Origin of the sequence: Bradyrhizobium sp. Tv2a-2, from assembly GCF_000472425.1 — a bacterium.
GTDB lineage: Bacteria > Pseudomonadota > Alphaproteobacteria > Rhizobiales > Xanthobacteraceae > Bradyrhizobium.
This window is the reverse complement of sequence record NZ_AXAI01000016.1, coordinates 1-23,859: the sequence shown is the minus strand read 5'-3', so window position 1 is coordinate 23,859 and position 23,859 is coordinate 1. Positions and strand designations below refer to the sequence as shown.

Below are 23,859 nucleotides of genomic sequence, written 5' to 3'. Positions count from 1 at the left end.
CCGGAATGACAGGTGCAACGAAATTCCCATGATCTGCGATCGTCTCTTCGTCTATGGCACCCTGATGCGCGGCTTCGACCATCCGATGGCGCGGCTGCTGATGGCGAATGCGGTTTATCTCGGCGAAGCGCGATGCCGGGGCCAGCTCTACCTCGTACGGCACTATCCGGGCCTCGCGCTGTCGGGCGATCCCGCCGACATCGTGCACGGCGAGCTCTACCGCCTGCTTGAACCGGACGCGCTCTTGCGCGAGCTCGACATGTATGAAGCCTGCGGCGAAGGATTTAAGGAGCCGACCGAATATGTCAGGCAGATGCTGACGGTGACGCTTGCCGATGGCACGGCAGGCGAGGCGTGGACCTACATCTACAATTGGCCGGTGACGGAGCTGCCCCGGATCACGTCTGGCCGTTTTCTGGAGCACTAGCACCGCTCGCTCGTCATGGCCCGGCCACGATGAAAGCGCTGGAGGCTGTGAATAGCCCGGATAAGCGGGAAAAACCTGACAATCTTCGTATTTTGTGGCTCCATCCCTATATGCCTAGCCGCTTGGCACGCCCGCCGACTCAGATCAGACTCACCCCATGCGCTTCACGCCCGAGTTCCTTGACGAGATTCGTGCCCGGCTTCCGGTGTCGGAAGTCGTGGGCAAGCGCGTCAGGCTGAAGAAGGCGGGGCGGGAGTGGAAGGGGCTGTCGCCGTTTCAGCAGGAGAAGACGCCGTCCTTCACGGTCAACGACCAGAAGGGTTTTTATCACGACTTCTCCTCCGGCAAGCACGGCAACATCTTTGACTTCGTGATGGAGACCGACGGCGTCGGCTTCATTGAGGCCGTCGAGCGGCTCGCGGCGATGGCGGGCCTTGCGCTGCCGGCGGCGACGCCCGATGCCGAGCGGCATGAGCAGCGCCGCAAGACGCTGTATGACGTGATGGAGCTCGCGGCAAAATTCTTCGCCGACACGCTCGCCTCGCGCAATGGTGCCAAGGCGCGCGGCTATCTCGGCGACCGCGGGCTTTCGCCTGCGACGCAACTGCAGTTTCGTCTCGGCTATGCGCCGCCAGACCGCTTTGCGCTGAAGGAGTATTTGGGCTCCCAAGGCATTCCGACCGACGACATGGTGGAAGCGGGTCTGCTGATCGGCGGCGACGATATCCCCGTGCCCTACGATCGCTTCCGCGATCGCGTGATGTTTCCGATCACAGATCTGCGCGGCCGCGTCATCGCCTTTGGCGGGCGGGCGCTGGAGAAGGACGTTGCGGCCAAATATCTGAACTCGCCGGAAACGCCGCTGTTTCACAAGGGCGACAATCTCTACAATTTCGCGACCGCCCGCGCCGCCGCGCACAAGGGCGCAAGCCTTGTCGTGGTGGAAGGTTATGTCGACGTCATCGCCATGGTGACGTCAGGCTTTGCCGCGACGGTGGCGCCGCTCGGCACCGCGCTCACCGAAAACCAGCTCGCGCTGCTCTGGAAGATGGCGGACGAGCCGATCCTCTGCTTCGACGGCGACAAGGCCGGCCAGAAGGCGGCGTGGCGCGCCGCCGATTTGGCGCTGCCGCATCTGAAGCCCGGAAAGAGCCTGCGCTTTGCGCTGCTGCCGGAGGGGCAGGATCCGGACGATCTCGCGCGCACCGGGGGACGTGCCGCGATCGAGGACGTCGTCTCGGCCGCGCGCCCCCTTGCGGATGTGATCTGGTCGCGCGAGATCGAGGGGGGCTCCTTTGCGACTCCCGAGCGCCGCGCTGCGCTGGAGGCGCGCATCGGCGAGCTGACCAACGGCATTCGCGACGAGATGGTGCGGCGCTATTACCGCCAGGACCTCTCCGACCGCATCAACCGCGCCTTTGCGCCGGAAAGCGGCCGAGGCTTCGGCGGCCGTGGGGCGCGCGAATCAGGCCGCGGTTTTGCCCCTCGCGCGGCCGGCGGCGGCCGCTTTGCCTCCCGCGGGGGGCGGGGGCCGGGGACGGCGACCGCGGTTTTGAGCCGGGGCCCGTACCAGCCGGCGAGCCCCCAGCTCGCGACCAGCCCGCTGCTCCGCGGACAGCGCTCCAGCCTCTCCCGCCGGGAGGCACTGATCCTGCAATGCCTGATTAACCACCCCTGGCTTTTGCACGATCACCTTGAGGAGGTCGCGGCGCTGGAAATGGCCCATCCCGAGGCTCACAAGCTGCGCGCCGGCATCATCGCGGCCTTCGCCAATGATCATCACCACTCGCCCGATCCGTCCGAGCAGGCCGAGAAAATGCGCGCCGACCTTGAAAAAGGCGGATTCTCCCCGCTTCTTCAAAGGGTTGAGCGAGCGATTACCACGGCCGCGGTGTGGGCCTCTCGCGAGGGCGCAGCGCGGGATGATGTTCTTGCCACCTGGCACCAGCTCGTTGCCTTGCATCGGCAGTGGCATTCACTACTTAGGGAGCTGAAGGACGCTGAGCTGGCCTTGGGTGAGGAGGCTTCCGAGTCCAATCTCGCATGGCTGCGCGATGTCAAAGCCAGGATGTCGGAGGTGGACGGCACCGAGGCGCTGATCGAGGGGTTCGGGGAGCTGTCCGGCCGGTTCCAGCGGAGCGTCTAGGACCTAAAGATTGCTGCGGACGGCGCGGGCCGAAACGCGCGAAAAGACTCGCCAAATCCATGGTTTGGCGGCAATAAACAGGGTTAGGCGAAGTTTAACGGCTGATACGCCAGAACGGACGAACCAGCTTTAGAGGACTGCAGGGGTGGCGACAGGATTGCGCCGCCCTTTCTGCGTCAAAGAGGTTTTTAACAGGATCAAGACGGGCGCCGCTCATGCGTTTAGCGTGAAAGCGCGGTTGGAGAGCACTGAATGGCCAGCAAGGCAAAGACGCTGCAGGTGAAGGACAAGGAAAAAGACGACAAGGCAGCGGACACGCCCGAGAAGGATGCCGCCGACGCCCCCTCGCCCTTGCTCGATCTCTCCGACGCTGCCGTGAAGAAGATGATCAAGCAGGCCAAGAAGCGCGGCTTCGTGACCTTTGATCAGCTCAACGAAGTGCTGCCCTCCGACACCACCTCGCCCGAACAGATCGAAGACATCATGTCGATGCTCTCGGACATGGGCATCAACGTCACCGAGGCCGAGGACGCCGAAGGCGACGACGAGAAGGACGAGGGGGGCGACGACGAGACCGACAACGAGCTTGTCGAGGTCACGCAGAAGGCCGTCACCGAAGTCAAGAAGTCCGAGCCCGGCGAGCGCACCGACGATCCCGTGCGCATGTATCTGCGCGAGATGGGCACTGTCGAACTGCTCTCGCGCGAAGGCGAAATCGCGATCGCCAAGCGTATCGAGGCCGGCCGCGAGGCGATGATCGCAGGTCTCTGCGAAAGTCCGTTGACCTTCCAGGCCATCATCATCTGGCGCGACGAGCTCAACGAAGGCAAGATCTTCCTGCGCGACATCATCGATCTCGAAGCCACCTACGCCGGTCCGGATGCCAAGAACAATCCGGGTATCGTCGGTGCGGCCGTCGGTCCCGACGGCCAGCCGGTCGTGGTCGACGGCGAGGGCGCCGTTGCCAATGGTGAAACGGGGCCGGCCCACATCGCGCCTGCTCACATCGCGGCTGCCCATGTCGCGGCTGCCCATGTCGCGCCGCCCGCGGCACCGCCTTCGCCGACGCCGTTCCGCACCGCGCCCGCTGCGGGTGTGATCGCGGGCGAGGGCGGCGAGGAAAAGGATCCCGGCGAGGCCGCGGCCGAAGCCGACATGGACGACGACGAGTTCGAGAACCAGATGTCGCTTGCCGCGATCGAGGCCGAGCTCAAGCCGAAGGTGGTGGAGACTTTCGACAAGATCGCCGACAACTACAAGAAGCTGCGCAAGCTGCAGGAGCAGGACATTGCCAACCAGCTGCAGAGCGAGTCGCTGTCGCCATCGCAGGAGCGCAAGTACAAGAAGCTGAAGGACGAGATCATCGTCGAGGTGAAGTCGCTGCGGCTGAACCAGGCGCGTATCGATTCCCTTGTCGAGCAGCTCTACGACATCAACAAGAAGCTCGTCTCCTTCGAGGGCCGCCTGATGCGGCTCGCGGACAGCCATGGCGTCGCGCGCGACGACTTCCTGCGCAATTATCAGGGCTCGGAGCTCGATCCGCGTTGGCTCAACCGCGTCTCGAAACTCTCCGCCAAGGGCTGGAAGAACTTCGTCCATTTCGAGAAGGATCGCATCAAGGATTTGCGCCACGAGGTGCAGTCGCTTGCCGCGCTCACCGGGCTCGAGATCGTCGAGTTCCGCAAGATCGTGCACGGCGTGCAGAAGGGCGAACGCGAGGCGCGCCAGGCCAAGAAGGAGATGGTGGAAGCCAACCTTCGCTTGGTGATCTCGATCGCCAAGAAGTACACCAACCGCGGCCTGCAGTTCCTCGACCTGATCCAGGAAGGCAATATCGGCCTGATGAAGGCGGTCGATAAATTCGAATACCGCCGCGGCTACAAGTTCTCGACCTATGCGACATGGTGGATCCGGCAGGCGATCACCCGCTCGATCGCCGACCAGGCGCGCACCATCCGCATCCCCGTGCATATGATCGAAACCATCAACAAGATCGTGCGCACCTCGCGCCAGATGCTCAACGAGATCGGCCGCGAGCCGACGCCCGAAGAGCTCGCCGAGAAGCTCGGCATGCCGCTGGAGAAGGTGCGCAAGGTCCTGAAGATCGCCAAGGAGCCGTTGTCGCTCGAAACGCCGGTGGGTGACGAAGAGGATTCGCATCTCGGCGATTTCATCGAGGACAAGAACGCTATCCTCCCGATCGATGCCGCGATCCAGTCGAACCTCCGCGAGACCACGACGCGCGTGCTGGCCTCGCTCACCCCGCGCGAAGAACGCGTGCTCCGCATGCGCTTCGGCATCGGCATGAACACCGACCACACGCTGGAAGAAGTCGGCCAGCAGTTCTCGGTGACAAGAGAGCGCATCCGCCAGATCGAAGCGAAAGCGCTGCGGAAGCTGAAGCATCCCAGCCGCTCGCGGAAGCTGCGAAGCTTCCTGGATAACTGATTTTCGGATAGTCATGCCCGGACCTGACTTGGGCATCCTTCGAGACACGAGCGGCGGGCAGAAGCCCGCCGCTTCTGTTTGTGCGTGTCGTTCGTCTCGCCACAGGTGCAATTGACGACCATGCAATAGTCGAAGCGGGGCTGGAAGCCAGGGTTACGATAAATCCGCATGGCAACAGAGTAACCACAGACCTGGCGCAAGCGCCCGGTGGGGAGCAGCGAAGACCTGGCATCGCTGGCCGGCTCCGCGCCTACTTCTTCTTTGCGCCTACCCGGCTTAGCGACTTGATCGCCAATGGCGGCCGGCCGGATTTTTCGGCGATCTCGCGGTCCTGCTCCATGATGAAGCCGCGGGCGGGCTCATCACCGTCGAGCCCTCCGAGCATCTCCGCCGGGACCCGCCGGTTGGAGCGCTGTGAGCCGTCTTCGTAAGTCACGTTGAAGAAGGCGAATTCGCCTTTGGGATTGGTGCCGGGTTTTTTCGCCATGGCCGGCTTGTCCTCGATATTATCGGGGCCGTCAACAACGCGGGGTACAAATCCGCTGCTCTATTTTTTGCTGAAGTATAATGCCGTCATGTAGTCCTCGCCATTTGGGCGGAGAGGGCGACGGATCGCCTCCCGGGCGCCTGCGTGAGGCCGTTTCACGCGGCGTCCGCCGCGCCTCTTCCTTTGAGGCGCGCCGGCATGCGATGATCTGAAGCGGATAGTTCGGGACCTCGGCATGCCCAAGCTTCGTCTGGCCACTTTCCTGGCTGCGCTCGTCATGACATCAGCGGCGCAGGCGGCCCGCTGCGGCGGCGATTTCAATTCCTTCCTTTCGAATATTTCCACGGATGCGCAGAACGCGGGCGTGTCGCAAAGTGTCATTTCAAGCTCGCTTGCCGGCGTCACCGTGGATGGCAGCGTGCTCGCCTTTGATCGCCGCCAGCGCTACACCTTCAACAAGACCTTCGAGCAGTATGTCTCGACCCGCGTCGGCTCGGGCCGCATCAATGGCGGCAGGGCCATGCTGGCGCGCCATGCGGCGCTGCTCGCGCAGATCGAGCAGAAGTTTGGCGTGCCGCGGCAGATCCTGGTTGCGATCTGGGGGTTGGAGAGCGACTTCGGCAAGGGCGACATGGGCAAGCTGCCGGTGATCCGCACGCTGGCCACGCTTGCCCATGACTGCCGGCGCAGCGATCTGTTCCAGGGCGAGTTGATCGCAGCCTTGAAGATCATTCAGCGCGGCGACCTTCCCTTACGCGATCTGATCGGCGCCTATGCCGGCGAGATCGGCCAGACGCAATTCCTGCCGTCGTCCTACATCAAATACGGCGTCGACTTCGACGGCGATGGCCGCGTCGATCTGCGCCACTCGGCCGCCGACGTGCTCGCCTCGACGGCCAACCTGCTCCAGGGTTCCGAAATCACTTTTCTCTGAGAGAATTCAGTGCGGAACCGAACCATCCGCCGGTTCCCTCCTTAACATACACTACTCGTGACCTGACATTAGGGAGGCGAGCTGTGGGACAATCGAAGCCATTTCGTCCGACCGCCCTGATCGTGGAGGACGATCCCATGCAGCGCGAGATGCTCTGCGTGCTGCTGGAAGAATGCAACTACGATGTGATTCAGTGCGAAAGCGCGGAAGCCGCCGAGCGGGTGTTGGCCAAGACCGCCCGCAGCCTTGCGCTGCTGATGACTGACGTGCAGCTTGCCGGCCGCATGAACGGCGTCGAGCTCGCCCGCGTCGCCAAGCATCGCAATCCTGCGCTCGACGTGGTCGTCACCTCGGGGCGCCCATTGCGCGAACCGCTGCCCGACGGGGCCAAATTCTGGTCGAAGCCCTGGGCGGCGCTCGACGTGCTGCGCGAGGCGGAGATCGCGCAAGGCAGTGCGAGCCGGGCCTCATAGGAACGGCCTGATGCTTCGCTGATACGGCGCGCAAGCTTGGCGGCACCGCGCGTGCCGTGATATCCTTTTTGCATGTCCCTTGCGTTCCTGTTGACCTCGTTGATCGTGGTCGCTTCACCCGGCACCGGCGTGCTCTATACGCTCGCGACCGCGCTGACCGGCGGCGCGCGCGCCGCGGTCGCCGCTTCATTCGGTTGTACGCTCGGGATCCTGCCGGCCATGGCAGCGGCGATGGTCGGCCTTGCCGCGGTGCTGCACACCAGCGCGCTCGCCTTTGCAGCGCTGAAATGGCTGGGTGTCGCCTATCTCCTCTACATGGCCTGGCAGTCGCTGCGAGAGCAGGGCGCGCTGTCGGTCGAAGCGGGGCAGGAGAGGGCGCAAGCGGGGCTGGCGGACGCGCGGGTGATCGCGAAGGGTTTCCTGATCAACATCCTCAACCCGAAACTTTCGATCTTCTTCCTCGCCTTCCTGCCGCAGTTCATCGCGAGCGACGACGCTCATCCGCTGGCGCGCATGCTGGAGCTGTCCGCGACCTTCATGCTGATGACGTTTGTCGTATTCGTGCTCTACGGCCTGTTCGCGGCACGGGTGCGCGACCACGTCATCAGCCGGCCGAAGGTGATGGCCTGGCTCCGCCGCGCCTTTGCCGGCGGCTTTGCGCTGCTCGGCGCGAAGCTGGCCTTTGCGGAGAGGTAACGGCAGAGACGCAAAAAAAAAGCGGGCTTGAGCCCGCCGCATCATCCCAAACCATCCCGGTACGCCCGGGCAGAGCGCGAGCTCCACCCGGGCGCTGAAGTTACTTCTTCTTGGCTTTCTTGGCCTTCTTCGCCTTCTTCGCCTTCTTCGCTTTCTTAGCCATAGTATCCTCTCAAGGTTATAATGGATTGAACGCGACACGAGAGGCATGCTCGGCGGAGGGCCAGCCTCGCAACATCCTCGGATATAAAGTTCAGCAGATTCGCTGGCCGCTGCCCCGCACTGTCACGCAGCCGTCATTGCGTTATCCACAGATGTTATGGGTTTTGAGGCGCATCTTGCAAAAATTCTCCGCATCCGCGCCGTTGGCCGTGCCGCTGCGACGGCGCCGGCAGGGTTAACGATGCGCCAAGAGGCGCTCTTCATGAAATCAAAACCACGCCCGGCGTTTGGCCGCTGCGATTGAGAGTCCATTAAGCCAGGCGGTTGCATGGTTCCCGCAAGAAGACGGGGAAGATCATGGGCGGGCTCTTCAGTCAAACGGGGGACAGGACGATGTGCGTTCTGCGGGCGCGATGTTGAGCGTTCCAACCCTCTGGGTGACCATCATCATCAACTTCCTTTCCATGGGCATGGTCTGGGCCTATGTGATGCGGAGCTATCCGAAATTTGCTGCTGCGAAGTTCTGGGCGGCGGCGTCGCTGACAGCCGCGCTCGGCGCCGGCATCACCATGCTGCGCGGCGCGATGGAGCCGAGCGTTCCTCTGGTTCTCGGTGGCGGACTCCTGGTGTTCGCCTGCGGCATCGCCACGATGGGGGTGCGCCGTTTCTTCGACCTCGACGTCCAGTGGCGCGCTGCCTGCATGGTTGCCGCGGCGAGTTGCATCGGCCTTTACGTGTTTCTGGTCATCGACGAGAACATGCCGATGCGGATGTTGACCTATTCGCTGGGACAGTCGGTCTCGATCGGCATGACCCTGCCGCTCTTGTTGCGCCGCCGCGAGGGCCGTGACAATCCCGGCGCAAGGCTGGCGGGCATGGTCGGTGTCCTCATCATCGCAATCCATGTGGTGCGCTGCGTCTGGGCGATGCCGATCATCGGCGGCGACATGACGGTCACCAATTTCAACGGTGTCCAGGCCGCGCTGATCCTGGCCCAGGTGTTTCTGGGCATGGCCTGGAATTTCGGCTTCCTGCTGATGGCGATGGACCGCCTGCGCAACGAGGTCGCTGATCTCGCGCTGGTCGACGACCTCACCGGCGTCGCCAACCGACGTCACCTGATTCAGCGGCTCACGGAAGAATGCGCCCGCTCGGAGCGCTCCGGCGAGCCGTTCGCGCTGCTGGTGATCGACCTCGACGGCTTCAAGACAATCAACGACACCCATGGCCACGCCGCGGGCGATGCCTGTCTGCAGCATTTCACCTTGATGGCCCAGACGCGCCTGCGGCCCGGCGACCTTCTGGCGCGTACCGGCGGCGACGAATTCTGCATCGTGCTGCCGTCCTCGACCTTGCGCGAGGGCATCATGATCGCGCGGCGCGTGCTCGATGTCTGCCGGCAGGATGCCGACGGTTGTGCCGGCGGCGACATCCCGATCGCAGTGTCGATCGGGGTCGCACAATGGACCAGCGAGATCGGCAGCTTCCCCGAAAGCCTGATCGCGGCTGCAGACGAGGCGCTCTACGCGGCCAAGAAGGAGGGCAAGAACCGTTACGCCTCCTATGATCTTGCCCCGCCGCTCGCGCCCCAGGCCGGGTCGGTGGCCGAATCCAGGCTTGCCGGAGCGTTGCGCAGACAGGCGTAAATCATGTTAACTGCGAGGCTCGAGAGCAAATTTCGAGCCGATGATGGTCCGCCTGCTGATGATCGCGCTTGGCGCGCTGGTGTCTTCCGCTGCCTTCGCGCAATCTCCTGATCTCACCACACTCGCAAGATCGTCGGGCATGCCCGATATTCCAGGCCTGAGGATGGTCTGGCTCGCGCCCTGGGGCGATGTGGCAAAAGCCCATCCGTGGTCGAACATCATCGTGCATCAGACCGAGGGCCCGCCCGGCTCGGCCCGTGGTGGCGCGCTGGAGCAATCCAAAAATCCGACCCGGCGCGGCGTCATGATCTGGGTCGAGACCGACGGCACGGTGTACTGGGCGGTGGCAGACAATCTCGTGCCCACCCACACCGACGGCGCCGACCGCAACGACAACAAATATATCGACAACAGCAAGACCTATCACAAGGTCAACAAGGACACCTCGATCGGCGTGGAGTTCGCCGGCAACTATCCCGATGTGACGCGGCCTGCGACCGACGCACAGATCGCGGCCTGGCGCATCCTCGTGAAAGTGCTGCGCGCCCGCTACAACATCCCGCTCGACCACGTCTACGCCCACAACTGGATCGACTACAAGGACGCCCGCTACTGCGAGGGCTGCGCACTGGCGACGCTGGCAAGGGAGTGGGGGGAGTAGGGAGAGAGGGACTACTCTCTCCGTCGCCCCGGCGAAGGCCGGGGCCCATGATCCCACGATAGGGTTGTCGCGAAGGTTGTCCGCCAAGTCTCGTCATCGAGAAACTCCGCGGCATGGATACAGGCCCCCCGCGCGAGATTGCGGCTGCACCGCGCGAAACAATGCACATCCGAAAACAAAAAAGCCGGCGTTGCCGCCGGCTTTCGTATCTCAATCACCGCTCGGCTCGCGAAGCGCTCGCCTTAGTGCGCGGCTTCCAACGTTGCGGCCTCTTGCCTTGCGATCACGCCCTTGACGGCTGACTGCACCTTCTCGAAGGCCCGCACCTCGATCTGGCGCACCCGCTCGCGGGAAACGCCGAACTCGGCGGCGAGGTCTTCCAGGGTCATCGGCTCGTCGGCCAGACGCCGCGCCTCGAAAATGCGACGTTCGCGCGGGTTGAGCACGCCCATCGCGCCGTTCAGCGCGTCGCGGCGGTGATCATATTCCTCGCTCTCGGCCATCATGGCTTCCTGGTTGGGCGAGTTGTCGACCAGCCAATCCTGCCATTCGCCGGCCTCGCCGTCGTCGCGGATCGGTGCGTTCAGCGAGGCATCGCCGCCCAGGCGCCGGTTCATGTCGATCACGTCCTGATCGGTCACGCCCAGCCGCTTGGCGATGATCTTGACCTGGTCGGGGCGCAGATCGCCCTCGTCCAGCGCATTGATCTTGCTCTTCGCCTTGCGCAGGTTGAAGAACAGCTTCTTTTGGTTCGCGGTCGTGCCCATTTTCACGAGCGACCAGGAACGCAGGATGTACTCTTGTATCGACGCCTTGATCCACCACATGGCATAGGTGGCGAGACGGAAGCCCTTCTCGGGCTCGAACCGCTTCACTGCTTGCATCAGGCCGACGTTGCCTTCCGAGACGACCTCGGAGATGGGCAAGCCATAGCCGCGATAGCCCATGGCGATCTTGGCCACGAGCCTGAGATGGCTGGTAACGAGTTGATGCGCCGCGTCGCGATCGTCATGCTCGCGCCAACGCTTGGCGAGCATATATTCCTCCTGCGGCTCCAGCATCGGGAACCGGCGGATCTCGGCGAGGTATTTTGAAAGTCCGGATTCTCCGTTGAGAACCGGCAAAGTAGCTGCACGGGCCATTATAGCGCCCTCCAGATAAGGTTCAGGCCCCCGATATCGGCGGGCCAGGCAGGGGGACCGCTTTTGTTAAAGCCAGTCGCCTTGCGGTGTTCCGCGTTTGTCACTCAACGCAGACGCAACATTACAGGAAAGCTGTCCTTTTTGGAAGGATTTCGGGGGTCACGTCACCGTGTGGCAGATATAACGTATTGGAATAGCTAATCTTTTCTCAGGGGCCTGCGTCATAGCGCCGCTTTTAAGGACCTCTCGAGGAGAAGTAGATCCTCCGGCAGAGCCGACTCCCAGTGCAAAAGTTGCCCGGTCCGCGGGTGCTCTAATACCAATAGGTATGCATGCAACGCTTGACGATCAAGAGCCGACAGGGCGGCCTGCGACTCAGGTCCGAGCTGCTTCGCCTTGGTCTTGAAATGCGGGCCATAAACGGAATCGCCGAGCAGCGGATGGCCGATATGGGAAAGATGCACCCGGATCTGGTGCGTCCGTCCGGTCTCCAGCCGGCAGGCGATGAGGGATGCGACCGGCTTGCCTTCGGGCCCCGCAAAGACCTCCCGCATTTCATAGTGGGTGACAGCCTCCCGTCCGCCCTGCCGGACCGCCATTTTCTCTCGCGCATGGGGATGGCGGTCGATCCGCACATCGACCGTGCCCTTCACCCGGCTGGGCACGCCCCAGGCAAAGGCGAGGTAGCCACGCTCCATGTCCCCGGTGCGGCCATGGTCGGCGAATTGCGCCGACAACGACTGGTGGGCGAGGTCGTTCTTGGCGACCACCATCAGCCCGGAGGTGTCCTTGTCCAGCCGGTGTACGATGCCGGGCCGGCGCACGCCGCCGATCCCCGACAGGCTCGCCCCGCAATGGGCGATCAGCGCATTCACCAGCGTTCCCGTCTCATGGCCGGCAGCCGGATGCACCACAAGCCCGGCCGGCTTGTCGATGACGATGACGTCGTCATCCTCGTAGACGATAGCAAGCGCGATCTGTTCGCCTTTCGGGGTCGGATCGGCCGCCTCCGGCACGCCGATTATGATCGTATCGCCCTTGGTCACGTGATAAGCGGGGTCGCGGATGCGGGCGGCCTTGACCGCGACTTGGCCTGCCTGGATCAGGGCCTTCAGCCTGGAGCGCGACAGTTCCGGCAGGCGCTGGGCCAGCACACGGTCGAGCCGGACCGAGCCCTCGTCTCCCGCGACGACGACTTCGAACTTTTGGGCGCCGTGAGTGATTGAGTCTGCCATGACCGATATTGAATTTCCCAAACAGAGCCCCGAGCAGACCGTCCTGATTGCGCGGGTGCGGCGGATGATGCTGATCGCGGGCCTGACCACGGCGATCGCGCTCGGCGCCGTTTTCATCGCCATCGGCTATCGCCTTTTCCACAGCGGGGGAAGTGTTGTCACGACCGCCGACATCACCGCCGCCCTGCCAAAGGGCGCCCGGGTGGCGTCCACCGCGGTCGCCGGCGACCAGCTCGTCGTCACCCTCGATATAGGAGGCGCGACGGAAATCCGCACCTTCGATGCAAAGACGCTGAAGCCGATCGGGCGGTTGAAATTCGTGAATGAGCCCTGAGCGCCAAACTCGCCAGCCGGCCCGCGATTTCCGCTTAACTTTGCATCGCCAGGACTTTTGCATCGCTCAGGTCGCCACCCCCAGTTCCGTCATGCCGAGGCTCTCGCGCCAGCGAGCCTCGAAGCATGATTGGCTCCCGCAAGCCCGCAATTTCCGCCCTTTTAACCACCCGCCGAGCTTGCCCTCAGCCGATTTCAAGGCTATTCCCTGCCGCTCTGCTCCCATCGTCTAGCGGTTAGGACGTGGCCCTCTCAAGGCCGAAACAGGGGTTCGATTCCCCTTGGGAGCGCCAGCTTCACGATCGCGCGGCGACCGCCGTGCCGACGGTCCGCTTCGCGCGTGTAGCGCTCGGCTTCAGCCAACGTCAGGTGACCCAGCGCAGCCATGATTTCGTGAGCGGTCGCACCGATCCACCGTGTAAAGAAAACATGAAGCAACGATCCGCTGGACCAAAGCGACATCCCGCGGTCGCCACGACAATTGGCCAGGTCGATTTCACGAACCCTTGAGCACTCGCTAAAGCCAATCACCAAACACGATTGAGCGCACGACTTTAAAATCAATTTTAATGGCACCGCGGAATTCCTGACAATACTACGATTGCTGAGGGAGCCGGCACGCATATATTCCGCGGAGGCCCGTTCCATTGCGCCAGGTTAGGGATCGCCTTATGGCGAGAGTACTTCTGATAGAGGACGATTGGGAAACCGCCGAGGTAATCACGGCCGAACTCTCCGATCGTAATTTCGAGGTGGAATGGGCGGCGGACGGCATTGCAGGTCTGGAAAGGGCACGCGCGCTGAGGCCGGACGCCATGATCGTCGATCGCCTGCTACCTGGCATGGACGGGCTTGCCATCATCGAAACACTGCGCAACGAACTCGTCCGCACTCCTGTCCTCGTCTTGAGTGCATTAGGCGCCGTCAATGATCGGGTTCGCGGCTTGCGAATCGGCGGTGACGATTACCTGACAAAGCCGTTTGCGATCGTGGAGCTCATCGCCAGGGTTGAGGCGCTATTGCGTCGGCCATCGGAGACGCGAGAGACGACGCTCTGCGTGGGGACGCTCCAGCTCGATCTGATCGAACGCAGGGCGAAGCGCGGCGAGAGGACTATCGATTTGTTGCCGCGCGAATTCCGACTACTTGAATACATGATGCAGCACTGCGATCAATTACTGACGCGCGCTATGCTGCTCGAAGAGGTCTGGCACTACAAATTTGTTCCGGCGACTAATCTCGTGGATGTTCATATGGGGCGTCTGCGTCACAAGGTGGACGGGCCGAGCGAACCTCCCATGATTCATAGCATCCGGGGCTCTGGTTTCATTCTTCGCACGCCGTCATAGGCAGCCCCATCGATGCCCATGCGCCAGCCGCGATTACTTCGATCGACCACGTTCCACACGGCTCTGATTGTGGCCGCAGCTTTTGCACTCTTCATCATAGTGTTATTCGGGTTCATCTATGGACGGGTCGAACACTATTTGACCGTGCGATCCGATGCGGTCATCACCGCGCATATTGACGGACTAGTCGGATTGTCGCCGGAGCTTCGGCGCGCAGCGGTCGATGAACGGTTGAAGCAGGATCCGCGCGAAGTGCAGATTGTGGCGATCTTCGACGCTGATGGCCGTCGTATCACCGGCAATCTGAACAGGGTGCCACCCGGGCTCAGAATCGATGGCCCAGCCCAGAGCACGGTCATCCCCAAAGACGATCCGAAAGACAGCAAGACACGCGTCGTGCGCGCGATCGCGCGCCGCATGGCCGACGGCAACATACTTGTTGTGGGGCGGGACGTCGACGAGGCGAAGGAAATCTCTATGGTCGTCGGCGAGGCGATTGCGCTTGGATTGCTGCCCGGCTTTTGTCTTTGCCTCCTAGCCGGCGCCTGGCTCAGCATGCGCGCCGACAAGCGGATCGCTGACATCAGCGAGCGTGTCCAGCGCATTGTTGCCGGCGAGTTACGCGAGCGGCTGCCTTATGGTTCCGACAGCGAACCGTTCTCGAAGCTTGCCATCATCGTCAATGGGATGCTCGACGAAATGGAGACCCTGATCCATGCTCTAGAAGGTGTCGGGAATGATATCGCTCATGATCTGCGGACGCCGCTGACCCGCGCGCGGTTGATCTTAGAGCGCGGTCGCGACCATGCGAGCAGCCTCGAAGAGCTTCAGGGAGCTGTCGACAAGGCGGTCGCCGGCATCGACCAGTCGCTATCTATCATCACCGCCCTGCTCAGGCTTGCGGAGATCGAAAACAGCGGCCGTTCCGCTGGCTTCGGCGAGGTCGTGCTTGGCGAAATGCTGCGCGAAATCTTCGACATGTACGAGCCGATCGCCGAAGGTAAAGACATCACGATAACGACGAGCAGCTCACATTCATTGTCAGTTTACGGCGATAGGGACTTGCTGATGGAAGCACTCGCCAATCTCGTCGACAACGCCATCAAGTTTACGCCCGAGGGCGGAAGGGTTGAACTGGCGCTCCTGCGCAGCGGTGGCAACATTATCCTGCGTGTAACCGATACCGGCGCTGGCATCGCCGAGGCGGAGCGTGAATCGGTGCTACGACGCTTCTATCGTTCAGACAAGATACGCAATACGCCGGGCACCGGCCTCGGATTGAGCCTCGTAGCGGCGATCGTGAAACTTCACGGTTTTCGGCTGTTTATCTACTCGGGCCCCGGCGGTCGGATCGAGATTCATTGTCCGGTCAAGCTATCCAGGCACGATCGCCAGCAGGCGCGTTCAGGCTCTGAGCCCGATGTGCGCCTAATGCTCGATCGGGCGAGTTGAGTTTGACAGATCGTCGTTAGCTTTATCGATATGAGAACGATCGACCTGTTTTGGCGTCATCGCGGGCAGCATCCCTGGACGAACGGGAATACTCCCTGTGAATCTGGCACCGGTTATTGATCACGTCACGTCAGCGGGAAGCGTTTGAGGCCAGGACAGCGCCGACTGTCCTGGCCTCGTTTCATTCGACTGCAATATCGAAGCTAGTCTAAAAATTACGTAATCTACACCGGAATGGCGAAACGTGTGCCGCTGTCGGTTCACTCGCAAGCGGCCTTTATCGTCAAACGTTCGCGCGGAGCGTCGCTGCATTTTAAAGACGAATTTAATGGCCTCGCGCTTGATCGTTCCTACCTCTGCCATGGAGAGCGCGGCGATCATGCCGTCTTTTGGGCGAGATGCTGGCGCTTTGCACATTGAAGGAGAATGTTATGACGATGCGAGTAACAGCGATCTTCACCATAGCCCTTCTTGCGTCAGCTCTGTTCACAGCTGCAGCGGAGGCGCGCGGCGGCGGCTTTGGTGGTGGCCGCATGGGAGGATTTGGAGGTGGCATGCATTTCGGCGAGATGCAGGCCGGCCCTCACGTCGGCGGCCTTACTGCCAGGACCAACATCGGCGCGGCGAAGACGGGTCGTCTTGGCGGCAACATGCACATCGGCGGCGTCGACGGCAGCGATCATCTTAATCGCCTGGACGGTAGCCTCCACCTCGGGGGCATCGACAGCGGGGACCACCCCGGACGAGCGCTCGGCAATAACGGTGTCGCTGGAAGCATGACCGATCACCATGTCGGTGCGATTTCGAGGCTGCATCGCCATGCCCTCAATGACTTCGACATCGGCGACAGCGACTGTTTCGATTGGCAACAGCAGCATCCGGCGAAGCCGCTGCCGCCGACCTGCGGCTGAAGACACGATAACGGAGAATGCCGATGAGAGCCTTGTTGGTTGCTGCGATTCTTCCCGCGCTGTTCGCCGGGAATGTCGCCAATGCACAGATGGCAGTCATGACGACGCCGACACCGACCATCGGAGCAACCTCTCCTCTTGGCGATGGAGTAGGATCTCCAGTCTCGCAGACGGGAATTCCATTTGGCGCTACCGAGCTCTCATCAGCGGGTGTGAGCCCGCTCGCCGCTCCCGCGACAGGAACGATCGCTATCCCGAGCAACGGCGCGGTATGCTCGACTGTCGGGTCAGCGCCGGCCGAGATGTTCGGATCGGCCGCGATGTTCGATGGTGGCGGAACGGGTGCTGGATCGGCCGCGCCCGCCACCGCCGGGATGGCGGGAACTTCGGTCGCGTCGCCAGGCATGGCGGCGACGATATCGCCAACATCGGCACTGTCCGCACCATCCGCAACGATCGATACATCGGGAATGTCGGGAATGTGCGGATCGGGTTCAAGCAGCGTGATCGCGTCATCGACGCCGACATCGATCTCGCCCATAACTATGGGCGGTGTCCCGCGAACCGGCATTTCGCTCGATTCTTCGGAGATCAGTAACGCGGGCGTTAGCTCGGCCGCCCCCATACCGACGCCCGGTGTGGCGCCCTTTGCCAGTCCCATCGAATCGGCAGTCGTCGTGCCGACGATGCCCTCCCTTCCCGCTTCCAATCAGAGCATCCCGGCGCCCCCGACTTTGGCGAACGGGTGCCCGTTGATCAGCACCGGTTCAATCACGTCTACGCTTCCGGCCGGCTGCTAATAGGGGCATCGTCATGACAAGGAAAACGATCGTCGCCGCTTTCGCGCTAACCACGATGGTTGCGATCGGCGTGCTGCTTTGGGCCACCAAGACGCCCCCGTTCGAAAGTGCCGTGGCCGCGCCGGTGCCGCCCCCTCCAGTGCCAATCGTCGCCGGAACAGTCACCCAGCACGATGTGCCGATCTATCTCACCGGCGTCGGAACGGTAATTGCCTACGACACTGATGTTGTACGTGCCCAGATTCAGGGCCAGATCATCAGCATAAACTTCACTGAAGGTCAGCATGTGCACGTCGGCGATCTGCTCGCGCAGATCGATCCGCGGCCCTACCAGGCCGTGATCGACCAGGACACCGGTGTACTGGAGCGCGACAAGGCCCAGCTCGTCAACGCTGAGGCTAATCTCGCGCGGTACACAGAATTGGGAGCCAAGGGTTGGGCGACTCCGCAATTGATCGAAACCCAGAAGGCACAAGTGGGCCAGCTGCAGGCGGCCATCAAAGCCGATGGGGGGTTAATCGAGGCCGCGAAGGTCCAGCTCAGCTTTACTCGCCTCACGTCGCCTATCGACGGCGTGGTAGGCATTCGCCAGATCGACGTCGGTAACATCATCAGTCCGTCGAGTACAAACGGCCTCTGTGTCGTGACCCAGCTCGATCCGATTTCGCTGATCTTCACTCTACCCGAGACCGTGTTGCCGCAAGTCCAGCGGCAACAGCAGAAGTCCAAGGCGCCGCTTACCGTCGTCGCCTATAACCAGGACGACACGATGCGGCTCGGAGATGGCCGGCTTGCCCTCGTCAACAACGAGATCCTGCAAACGACAGGCTCAATCCAGCTTAAGGCTAATTTTCCGAACAAGGATAACCGGCTCTGGCCGGGTGAACTGATCAACGCGCGGCTCCTGCTCGCCACACGCCATAACGGCCTTACCGTTCCTGCATCCGTCGTGCAGCAAGGGCCAAACGGCCCGTATGCCTGGGTCGTCAAGCCCGACAACACAGTCACGATCCGCCAGATCAAAGTTGCGCAAATCAGCGACGGACAGGCTCTGATAGACTCCGGCCTCTCGGCGAATGAGCAAGTTGTCGTCGACGGTCAATACAAGCTGCAGCCGGGCTCCCATGTCGCCATCCTTCACGGCAGGGCCGCGCAGGAAGTTGCAGCCGAAGACGCAATGCAAACGCCGATCCCATGAACATTTGATCCCATGAACATTTCAGCCCCCTTTATTCGGCGGCCAATTGCGACCGCCCTGCTCATGCTCGGACTTTTAGCCGCCGGCCTAGCAGCCTATCCCCTGATTCCAGTGGCGGCGCTGCCCAACGTCAACTACCCCACATTGACGGTAACGGCGCAACTGCCGGGTGCCGATCCACAGACCATGGCCTCGTCGGTGGCGTCGCCGCTCGAGCTTCAGTTCGGCGAAATCCCGGGCCTCACCCAGATGACATCGTCGAGCGCGCTCGGCTATACGCAGATCACACTCCAATTCGATCTGAGCCGGAAAATCGATGGAGCGGTCAGCGACACGCTGTCGGCAATCAATGCGGCGACGGCCTATCTCCCCGCCGGAATCCCGTATCCGCCGACGATCCGGAAGGTCAATCCCGCCGACACGCCGATCCTGGTGCTGGGTTTGACCTCGGACAGCCTGCCGTTGACCACCGTCGATGCTTACGCCGAGAATATCCTCCTGCAAAAGATCTCCCAGATCTCCGGTGTCGGCCTGGTCGGCATCGGCGGCCAGCAAAAACCTGCCATTCGCGTACAGGTCGATCCGCAAGCCTTAGCGGCCCGCGGCATCAATCTGGAAGACCTCCGCACCGTGCTGGGTCAGGCCAACGTCGAACTGGCGAAAGGTACCCTTAACAGCCCGCGTCAGACCTATACGCTCAATACCAACGATCAGCTCTTCAAGCCGGATCAATACGCCGATCTGGTCGTGGCTTATCGCAATGGATCGCCCGTCCGAATCCGGGATATCGGACGCGCCATTAGCGCGCCGGAGAACGATCTGATCGCCGGCTGGTACGATAGCCAGCGGGCCATCCTCCTTGCGATCCAGCGTCAGCCGGGAGCCAACGTCGTCGAAACGGTCGACCGCATCAAGTCCGAGATGCCGGTCCTGCAAGCCTCGATTCCATCCGGCATCAAGATCAATGTTATCTCGGATCGCACGCAGACCATCCGCGCATCGATCGCGGACGTCCAATTCACGCTGCTGTTGACGATCATGCTCGTCGTCGCGGTGATCTTCATGTTCCTTCGAAGCGCTTGGGCGACCATCATCCCAGCCATCACTGTGCCGCTGTCGCTGATCGGCACCTTCGCTGTCCTCTACGAGATCGGTTATAGCCTCGATAACCTGTCCCTGATGGCCTTGTCGATCGCCGTCGGATTCGTCGTGGATGACGCCGTCGTCGAAATCGAGAATATCACGCGGCATATCGAAGACGGACTATCCCCCTATGACGCGGCCATGAAAGGATCGGGCGAGATCGGCTTTACCGTCATGGCGATCACCTTCTCGCTAATTGCCGTTTTCATCCCGCTGTTCCTGATGGGCGGTTATGTCGGATTGCTGTTCCGGGAATTTGCCGTGACCGTCAGCGTCGCGCTCCTGCTGTCACTGCTGATCTCGCGCACTTTGACGCCAATGATGTGCGCCTACCTGCTCAAGCCGCAGCGAGAGGAGCATGGATGGCTATATCGCCTGTCCGAACGCGGCTTCGACGCTCTGCTGAACCTCTACGAAGCTGGTCTCAGGATTGTGCTGCGGCACCGCTTCGTTACGCTGCTGATCATGCTCGGGACCGTCGTTCTCACTGGATATCTTTACGTCGTCATTCCTAAGGGGTTCTTCCCAGAACAAGATACGGGGTTGATCATCGGTCAGTCCGAAGCCGCGCAGGACATCTCCTTTCAGGCCATGGCCGGGCGCCAGCAGGCCCTGGTCGACGCCATCATGCGTGATCCGGCCGTCGAATCGCTGGGCGCTGCCGTCGGCGCCGGCGGCGGGGTGTATACGGTCAATGATGGGCGCGTGTACATTCAGCTCAAGCCCGCTAACCAACGAGATCCGATCGACAAGGTGATCGCCCGGCTCAGGACCAATCTCGCCAAGATCCAGGGCATCACGCTTTACATGCAGCCGGCCCAGGACATCACAATCGGGGCTCGGCTGAACAAGACTCAGTTTCAATATACGCTGAACGATGCCGATCCAGGCGAACTCAGTCACTGGTCAAAGCTGTTCCTCGACAAGATCAAGGCGATCCCGTCGGTTACCGACGTGACAACCGACGAGCTCACCACGGGACCGCTTCTCGATATTAAGATCAAACGCGGCGTAGCCTCAACCTTCGGCATCCTGCCCTTCACCATCGACAACACGCTCGATGATGCTTTCGGTCAGCGCATCGTCTCGACCATTTTCACGACGCTGCAGCAATACCATGTGATATTGGAGGTCGATCCCAAGTTCCAGTATTCGCCCGATGCTCTCAACGGCATCTACGTCAAATCGTCCACGGGCCAGCAGGTGCCGTTGTCGACGCTGGTCGATTCTGTCGTGAAAGTGTCGCCGCTGGTCGTCAATCACCAGGGCCAATTCCCGTCCGTGACGATCTCGTTCAATCTGGCACCTGGTGCTTCTATCGGTCAAGCCGTGAGCGCGATCCACGCCGCTGGGAAGGAGTTGCATCCGCCCCTCTCGCTGCAGACCAGCTTCCAAGGCAATGCGCAGGCATTCGGTGATTCGCTATCGAGCACGCCGATCCTGGTCGCGGCCTCTCTATTTGTGATCTACCTGATCCTCGGCGTGCTGTACGAGAGCACGATCCACCCGATCACCATCATCTCGACCCTGCCGTCAGCCGGCGTCGGAGCACTGCTCCTGCTGATGGCAGCTCATTTTGATCTGAGCGTAATTGCGATCGTCGGGATCATCCTCCTGATAGGCATCGTTAAAAAGAACGGTATCATGCTGGTCGACTTTGCGTTGCACGCTGAGCATAATGAAGGCCTCACGACCGAAGAAGCGATCTACCAAGCCTGTATTAAGCGTTTCCGGCCGATCCTGATGACGACGATGGCGGCTCTCCTAGGCGCGGTCCCTATGATGGTAGGAACGGGGGTCGGTTCGGAGATACGGCAGCCGCTTGGCTATGCGATTGTCGGCGGCCTCGCGCTGTCGCAAATTCTCACCCTCTACACGACCCCAGTGGTTTATCTGTACCTCGATCATTTGCAAAATCGGCTATTCAAGAAGCGGCCTGTCCCAGGTGCTCCCATCGTACCGCAAGCCGCGCCGGCGGAGTAATCGCGTAACCGCGGCGCGGTAGACCTCCGGTTGTAGAAATAGTAGGCGGCGGTTTCGGCAAAAAAGCCCGTCCGACAGCGGTCGAAGTTGGGCTGCTTCGGTAACGCCTGTCGACGGGGATTAACGTCCAGACTTTCGACCGCCCACTATCTCCTCGTCCGGCCAATCAATTGGCTCGGCAGCTGGACCTGGCAAGTGGGCGTCATTCTACAGCCCGTCCGCCTTACGCCAAACAGCGGACTTCTGCACCACACCGTCGATAGTCGCCTACGGGCCATACCATAACCGGACCTTTGCTCGTTCACTCAATTACCTTATCGGCGCTCGCGGCGAGTGCGGAAGGCACCGAAAGGCCGAGTTGCTTGGCCGTCTTCAAGTTGATGGACAAATCAAATTTGGTCGCCTGGTAGAACGGGATATCGCCGGCCTTTGCTCCGCGAAGAATTGCGTCGATGTCGTTGGCAGCGCGCTTATACAGTTCGATCAGGTCGAAGGAATAGGCCATTAAGCCCCCGGCCTCGACGGATTCAGCAACTCCGAAAATCGACGGTAGATTCGTGTCGGCAAGCAACTTGGCGATCAAAGTGCTGTTTTGAAAGGTCTCAGGCGAATCGACCACCATGACCGCATTTGCACCGTCGCGGGTGAGGCTCTCGACCGCCGCCCGCCAGTCTTCTTCTCTAGCACCAATCTCAAGTAAAGACACCGCGATAGGGAGGCCCGCCGCCTCGGCCGCCGCGGGGATCGGAGAACCCGTGGCAAGCCCGTTGTATTGAATGCGAAGAGCGAGAAGACCAAGTTTCGATATTGCCGGAAACATCTCGCGCAACAGTGCAATCCGTTTTCCATGAATCGATGGGCCGGCGTCGATGCTGACTCCCGTGATGTTGCCGCCCGGGTGAGCCAGACTCTCCGCAAGTCCTTCTCTAACGGGGTCGGCAGCTATCGCTACGATCGGAATACGCGACGTCAGTTTTTTGAAGAAGAATGCGCCAGGGCCATTGACAAGAATGACATCCGGGTTGCTGCGAACGATTTCCGTCGCCAGGGCTTCGGGGCCGGACGTGTTTTGCTCTCGACCGTAATTCTCGGCCGTGAGGTTTTGTCCCTCGATCTGCCCCAACCGTCGAAGCTCGGCGAAAAAGGCTCGAGAATATTTATTTTCACTATGCTCGTGCCAAGCCGCGCTCAGCTCCGATGGGATGAAGATAGCAATACGTTTCTTATTGGAGCCCTGCTGCGCCGCCGCAGCGAGCGGCCATGCCACCGCACCACACACGACACCGAGAAAAGCCCGCCGCCTCATGTCCACTCCCAAGCTTTGGGAAGGCACCTTACTGGCTAAAGCAGGCACTTTGGAGACTAAAAGTGATTCGGCGATGTCCGTGTGGGGTCATTCGCGTCACTGTCCCTAAAAGCGCCCGCAACCGTCGATGTCTGCTTCGCTCCGGAAGCGACTGAATTATTGCGTTGCCACGAAATGGCGCGAAGGGCCAACAGGCGACAAAATAAATGCGAGAGCCCCCAAATCGAGGCGGCTTCACCTTCTATTTTACCTCGGTCATGACCGGCTTATCTTTGGCCTTGATCCGGATGACGAGTGTCTTTGACATCTTGTCGGTGGCATTCCTTCCGAAATGCCTGGTGTCTGGTGGCGTATAGACAACTTCACCGGCCTTCACGACTTTGGTGCCAACGCCGTCGATCTCAAAAGTTTGCTCGCCTTCGACCACGTACACAAACTCGTGTCCTTCTTCATGCTTGTGCAAGGGCAGCTTGAACCCGGGCGGCCACTCAGAAGCATAGATGATGACTTCCTGCCCGGGCAGATTTGATAAGTCCGTCTTAAATACTTGCTTGGTGACGTAGCCGGGTATCTGCGCATGGATCATTTCCGAAGATCCTAGGCCGAACAAAATTCCGCCGCCGAAGATTATGGTGGCGAGTATGTGCCTTTGCTTCACTTCGCTCCTCCCAAATAAAAGTCTTCCAAGATCGATGTCTATTTCTGCGACCCTCGCTGTCCCTGGCAGCGCGGGTCAAACGAAAATACCAACAGATTGCTGCGCCAGTATCTTCCGCGTGGCATCGATCTGTCATTGTACAGCCAGGCCAAGCTCAGCGCGATCGCCAAGCAGCTCAATGAAAGGCCACGAAAGACCTTGCTCTTTCAAACCCCAGCTGAGAAGTTCGCAGAATGTGTTGCGGCGATCAGTTGAACCCGCCGGTCAAT

Annotated in this window: 19 protein-coding genes, 1 tRNA gene and 2 pseudogenes; 15 read left to right on the top strand and 7 right to left on the bottom strand. The window is 61.2% G+C overall.

Features of this window, described 5'->3' with window-relative positions:
• Positions 1 to 28 precede the first annotated feature (28 nt).
• The 3 genes from A3AI_RS0128975 (at position 29) to rpoD (ending at position 5,021) form a co-directional block, all read left to right on the top strand.
• On the top strand, positions 29 to 427 hold the full coding sequence (locus A3AI_RS0128975; protein WP_024518931.1) for a gamma-glutamylcyclotransferase family protein: 399 nt from the start codon (positions 29 to 31) through the stop codon (positions 425 to 427).
• Positions 428 to 584: 157 nt separating this feature from the next.
• Complete coding sequence (gene dnaG / locus A3AI_RS0128970) at positions 585 to 2,573, top strand: DNA primase (RefSeq protein WP_024518930.1); 1,989 nt, start codon at positions 585 to 587, stop codon at positions 2,571 to 2,573.
• Between the two features lie 252 nt (positions 2,574 to 2,825).
• Complete coding sequence (gene rpoD / locus A3AI_RS0128965; RefSeq protein WP_024518929.1) at positions 2,826 to 5,021, top strand: RNA polymerase sigma factor RpoD; 2,196 nt, start codon at positions 2,826 to 2,828, stop codon at positions 5,019 to 5,021.
• Between the two features lie 250 nt (positions 5,022 to 5,271).
• Here rpoD and A3AI_RS0128960 read toward each other — a convergent pair whose 3' ends face one another.
• Positions 5,272 to 5,508 (bottom strand): hypothetical protein, encoded by a 237-nt coding sequence (locus A3AI_RS0128960; protein ID WP_024518928.1) that lies wholly within the window; start codon positions 5,506 to 5,508, stop codon positions 5,272 to 5,274.
• A 235-nt stretch (positions 5,509 to 5,743) separates the two neighbouring features.
• Between A3AI_RS0128960 and A3AI_RS43620 the strand changes: the two are divergent.
• From A3AI_RS43620 to A3AI_RS0128930, 5 genes and pseudogenes are all read left to right on the top strand, one after another.
• A pseudogene (locus tag A3AI_RS43620) lies at positions 5,744 to 6,424 on the top strand (lytic murein transglycosylase); the annotation flags it as partial.
• Between the two features lie 101 nt (positions 6,425 to 6,525).
• Positions 6,526 to 6,915: a response regulator gene (locus A3AI_RS43615; protein WP_036049956.1), complete on the top strand. Its 390-nt coding sequence runs from the start codon at positions 6,526 to 6,528 to the stop codon at positions 6,913 to 6,915.
• A gap of 72 nt (positions 6,916 to 6,987) precedes the next feature.
• Positions 6,988 to 7,611, top strand: coding sequence for a LysE family translocator (locus tag A3AI_RS0128945; protein WP_024518927.1), 624 nt, complete (start codon positions 6,988 to 6,990; stop codon positions 7,609 to 7,611).
• A gap of 575 nt (positions 7,612 to 8,186) precedes the next feature.
• Positions 8,187 to 9,419, top strand: a complete 1,233-nt coding sequence (locus A3AI_RS0128935; RefSeq protein WP_024518926.1) for a GGDEF domain-containing protein — start codon at positions 8,187 to 8,189, stop codon at positions 9,417 to 9,419.
• A gap of 40 nt (positions 9,420 to 9,459) precedes the next feature.
• Positions 9,460 to 10,080 (top strand): peptidoglycan recognition protein family protein, encoded by a 621-nt coding sequence (locus tag A3AI_RS0128930; protein ID WP_024518925.1) that lies wholly within the window; start codon positions 9,460 to 9,462, stop codon positions 10,078 to 10,080.
• A gap of 242 nt (positions 10,081 to 10,322) precedes the next feature.
• On the opposite strand, the gene rpoH is transcribed toward A3AI_RS0128930, so the two are convergent.
• Both rpoH and A3AI_RS0128920 read right to left on the bottom strand, forming a co-directional pair.
• Positions 10,323 to 11,222, bottom strand: a complete 900-nt coding sequence (gene rpoH, locus A3AI_RS0128925) for an RNA polymerase sigma factor RpoH (RefSeq protein ID WP_024518924.1) — start codon at positions 11,220 to 11,222, stop codon at positions 10,323 to 10,325.
• A 221-nt stretch (positions 11,223 to 11,443) separates the two neighbouring features.
• The gene (locus tag A3AI_RS0128920; RefSeq protein ID WP_024518923.1) at positions 11,444 to 12,457 is read right to left on the bottom strand and encodes an RluA family pseudouridine synthase; all 1,014 of its coding nucleotides are present in this window, start codon (positions 12,455 to 12,457) and stop codon (positions 11,444 to 11,446) included.
• Between A3AI_RS0128920 and A3AI_RS0128915 the strand changes: the two genes are divergently transcribed.
• The 4 genes from A3AI_RS0128915 (at position 12,456) to A3AI_RS0128900 (ending at position 15,591) form a co-directional block, all read left to right on the top strand.
• Positions 12,456 to 12,791: a hypothetical protein gene (locus tag A3AI_RS0128915; RefSeq protein ID WP_024518922.1), complete on the top strand. Its 336-nt coding sequence runs from the start codon at positions 12,456 to 12,458 to the stop codon at positions 12,789 to 12,791. The two genes, A3AI_RS0128920 and A3AI_RS0128915, sit on opposite strands and share 2 nt — an antisense overlap.
• Positions 12,792 to 13,008: 217 nt before the next feature.
• A tRNA-Glu gene (locus A3AI_RS0128910) sits at positions 13,009 to 13,083 on the top strand.
• Positions 13,084 to 13,461: 378 nt separating this feature from the next.
• Positions 13,462 to 14,139 (top strand): response regulator transcription factor, encoded by a 678-nt coding sequence (locus A3AI_RS0128905; RefSeq protein ID WP_024518921.1) that lies wholly within the window; start codon positions 13,462 to 13,464, stop codon positions 14,137 to 14,139.
• Between the two features lie 12 nt (positions 14,140 to 14,151).
• On the top strand, positions 14,152 to 15,591 hold the full coding sequence (locus A3AI_RS0128900) for a sensor histidine kinase (RefSeq protein WP_349509706.1): 1,440 nt from the start codon (positions 14,152 to 14,154) through the stop codon (positions 15,589 to 15,591).
• Positions 15,592 to 16,067: 476 nt separating this feature from the next.
• Here the strand turns inward: A3AI_RS0128900 and A3AI_RS48045 are convergent, their stop codons facing one another.
• Together A3AI_RS48045 and A3AI_RS48040 are read right to left on the bottom strand one after the other, a co-directional pair.
• Positions 16,068 to 16,469, bottom strand: coding sequence for a hypothetical protein (locus tag A3AI_RS48045; protein WP_156927990.1), 402 nt, complete (start codon positions 16,467 to 16,469; stop codon positions 16,068 to 16,070).
• A complete protein-coding gene (locus A3AI_RS48040; RefSeq protein WP_156927989.1) occupies positions 16,417 to 17,211 on the bottom strand; it encodes a hypothetical protein in 795 nt (264 codons plus the stop codon). Before A3AI_RS48040 ends, A3AI_RS48045 begins: the two co-directional genes overlap by 53 nt.
• Positions 17,212 to 17,315: 104 nt before the next feature.
• Between A3AI_RS48040 and A3AI_RS0128875 the strand changes: the two genes are divergently transcribed.
• Both A3AI_RS0128875 and A3AI_RS0128870 read left to right on the top strand, forming a co-directional pair.
• Entirely contained in the window at positions 17,316 to 18,500 is a 1,185-nt protein-coding gene (locus A3AI_RS0128875) for an efflux RND transporter periplasmic adaptor subunit (protein ID WP_024518916.1), read from the top strand.
• Positions 18,501 to 18,512: 12 nt separating this feature from the next.
• Positions 18,513 to 21,626 carry an efflux RND transporter permease subunit gene (locus A3AI_RS0128870; RefSeq protein WP_024518915.1) on the top strand — a complete coding sequence of 1,038 codons (3,114 nt, stop codon included), beginning with the start codon at positions 18,513 to 18,515 and terminating at the stop codon, positions 21,624 to 21,626.
• Between the two features lie 301 nt (positions 21,627 to 21,927).
• On the opposite strand, the gene A3AI_RS0128865 is transcribed toward A3AI_RS0128870, so the two are convergent.
• Together A3AI_RS0128865 and A3AI_RS0128860 are read right to left on the bottom strand one after the other, a co-directional pair.
• A complete protein-coding gene (locus tag A3AI_RS0128865) occupies positions 21,928 to 22,932 on the bottom strand; it encodes an ABC transporter substrate-binding protein (protein WP_036049953.1) in 1,005 nt (334 codons plus the stop codon).
• Between the two features lie 241 nt (positions 22,933 to 23,173).
• Positions 23,174 to 23,590 (bottom strand): cupin domain-containing protein, encoded by a 417-nt coding sequence (locus tag A3AI_RS0128860; RefSeq protein WP_036049951.1) that lies wholly within the window; start codon positions 23,588 to 23,590, stop codon positions 23,174 to 23,176.
• Positions 23,591 to 23,620: 30 nt separating this feature from the next.
• Here A3AI_RS0128860 and A3AI_RS43605 point away from each other — a divergent pair.
• A pseudogene (locus A3AI_RS43605) lies at positions 23,621 to 23,845 on the top strand (IS30 family transposase); the annotation flags it as partial.
• Positions 23,846 to 23,859: the final 14 nt, after the last annotated feature.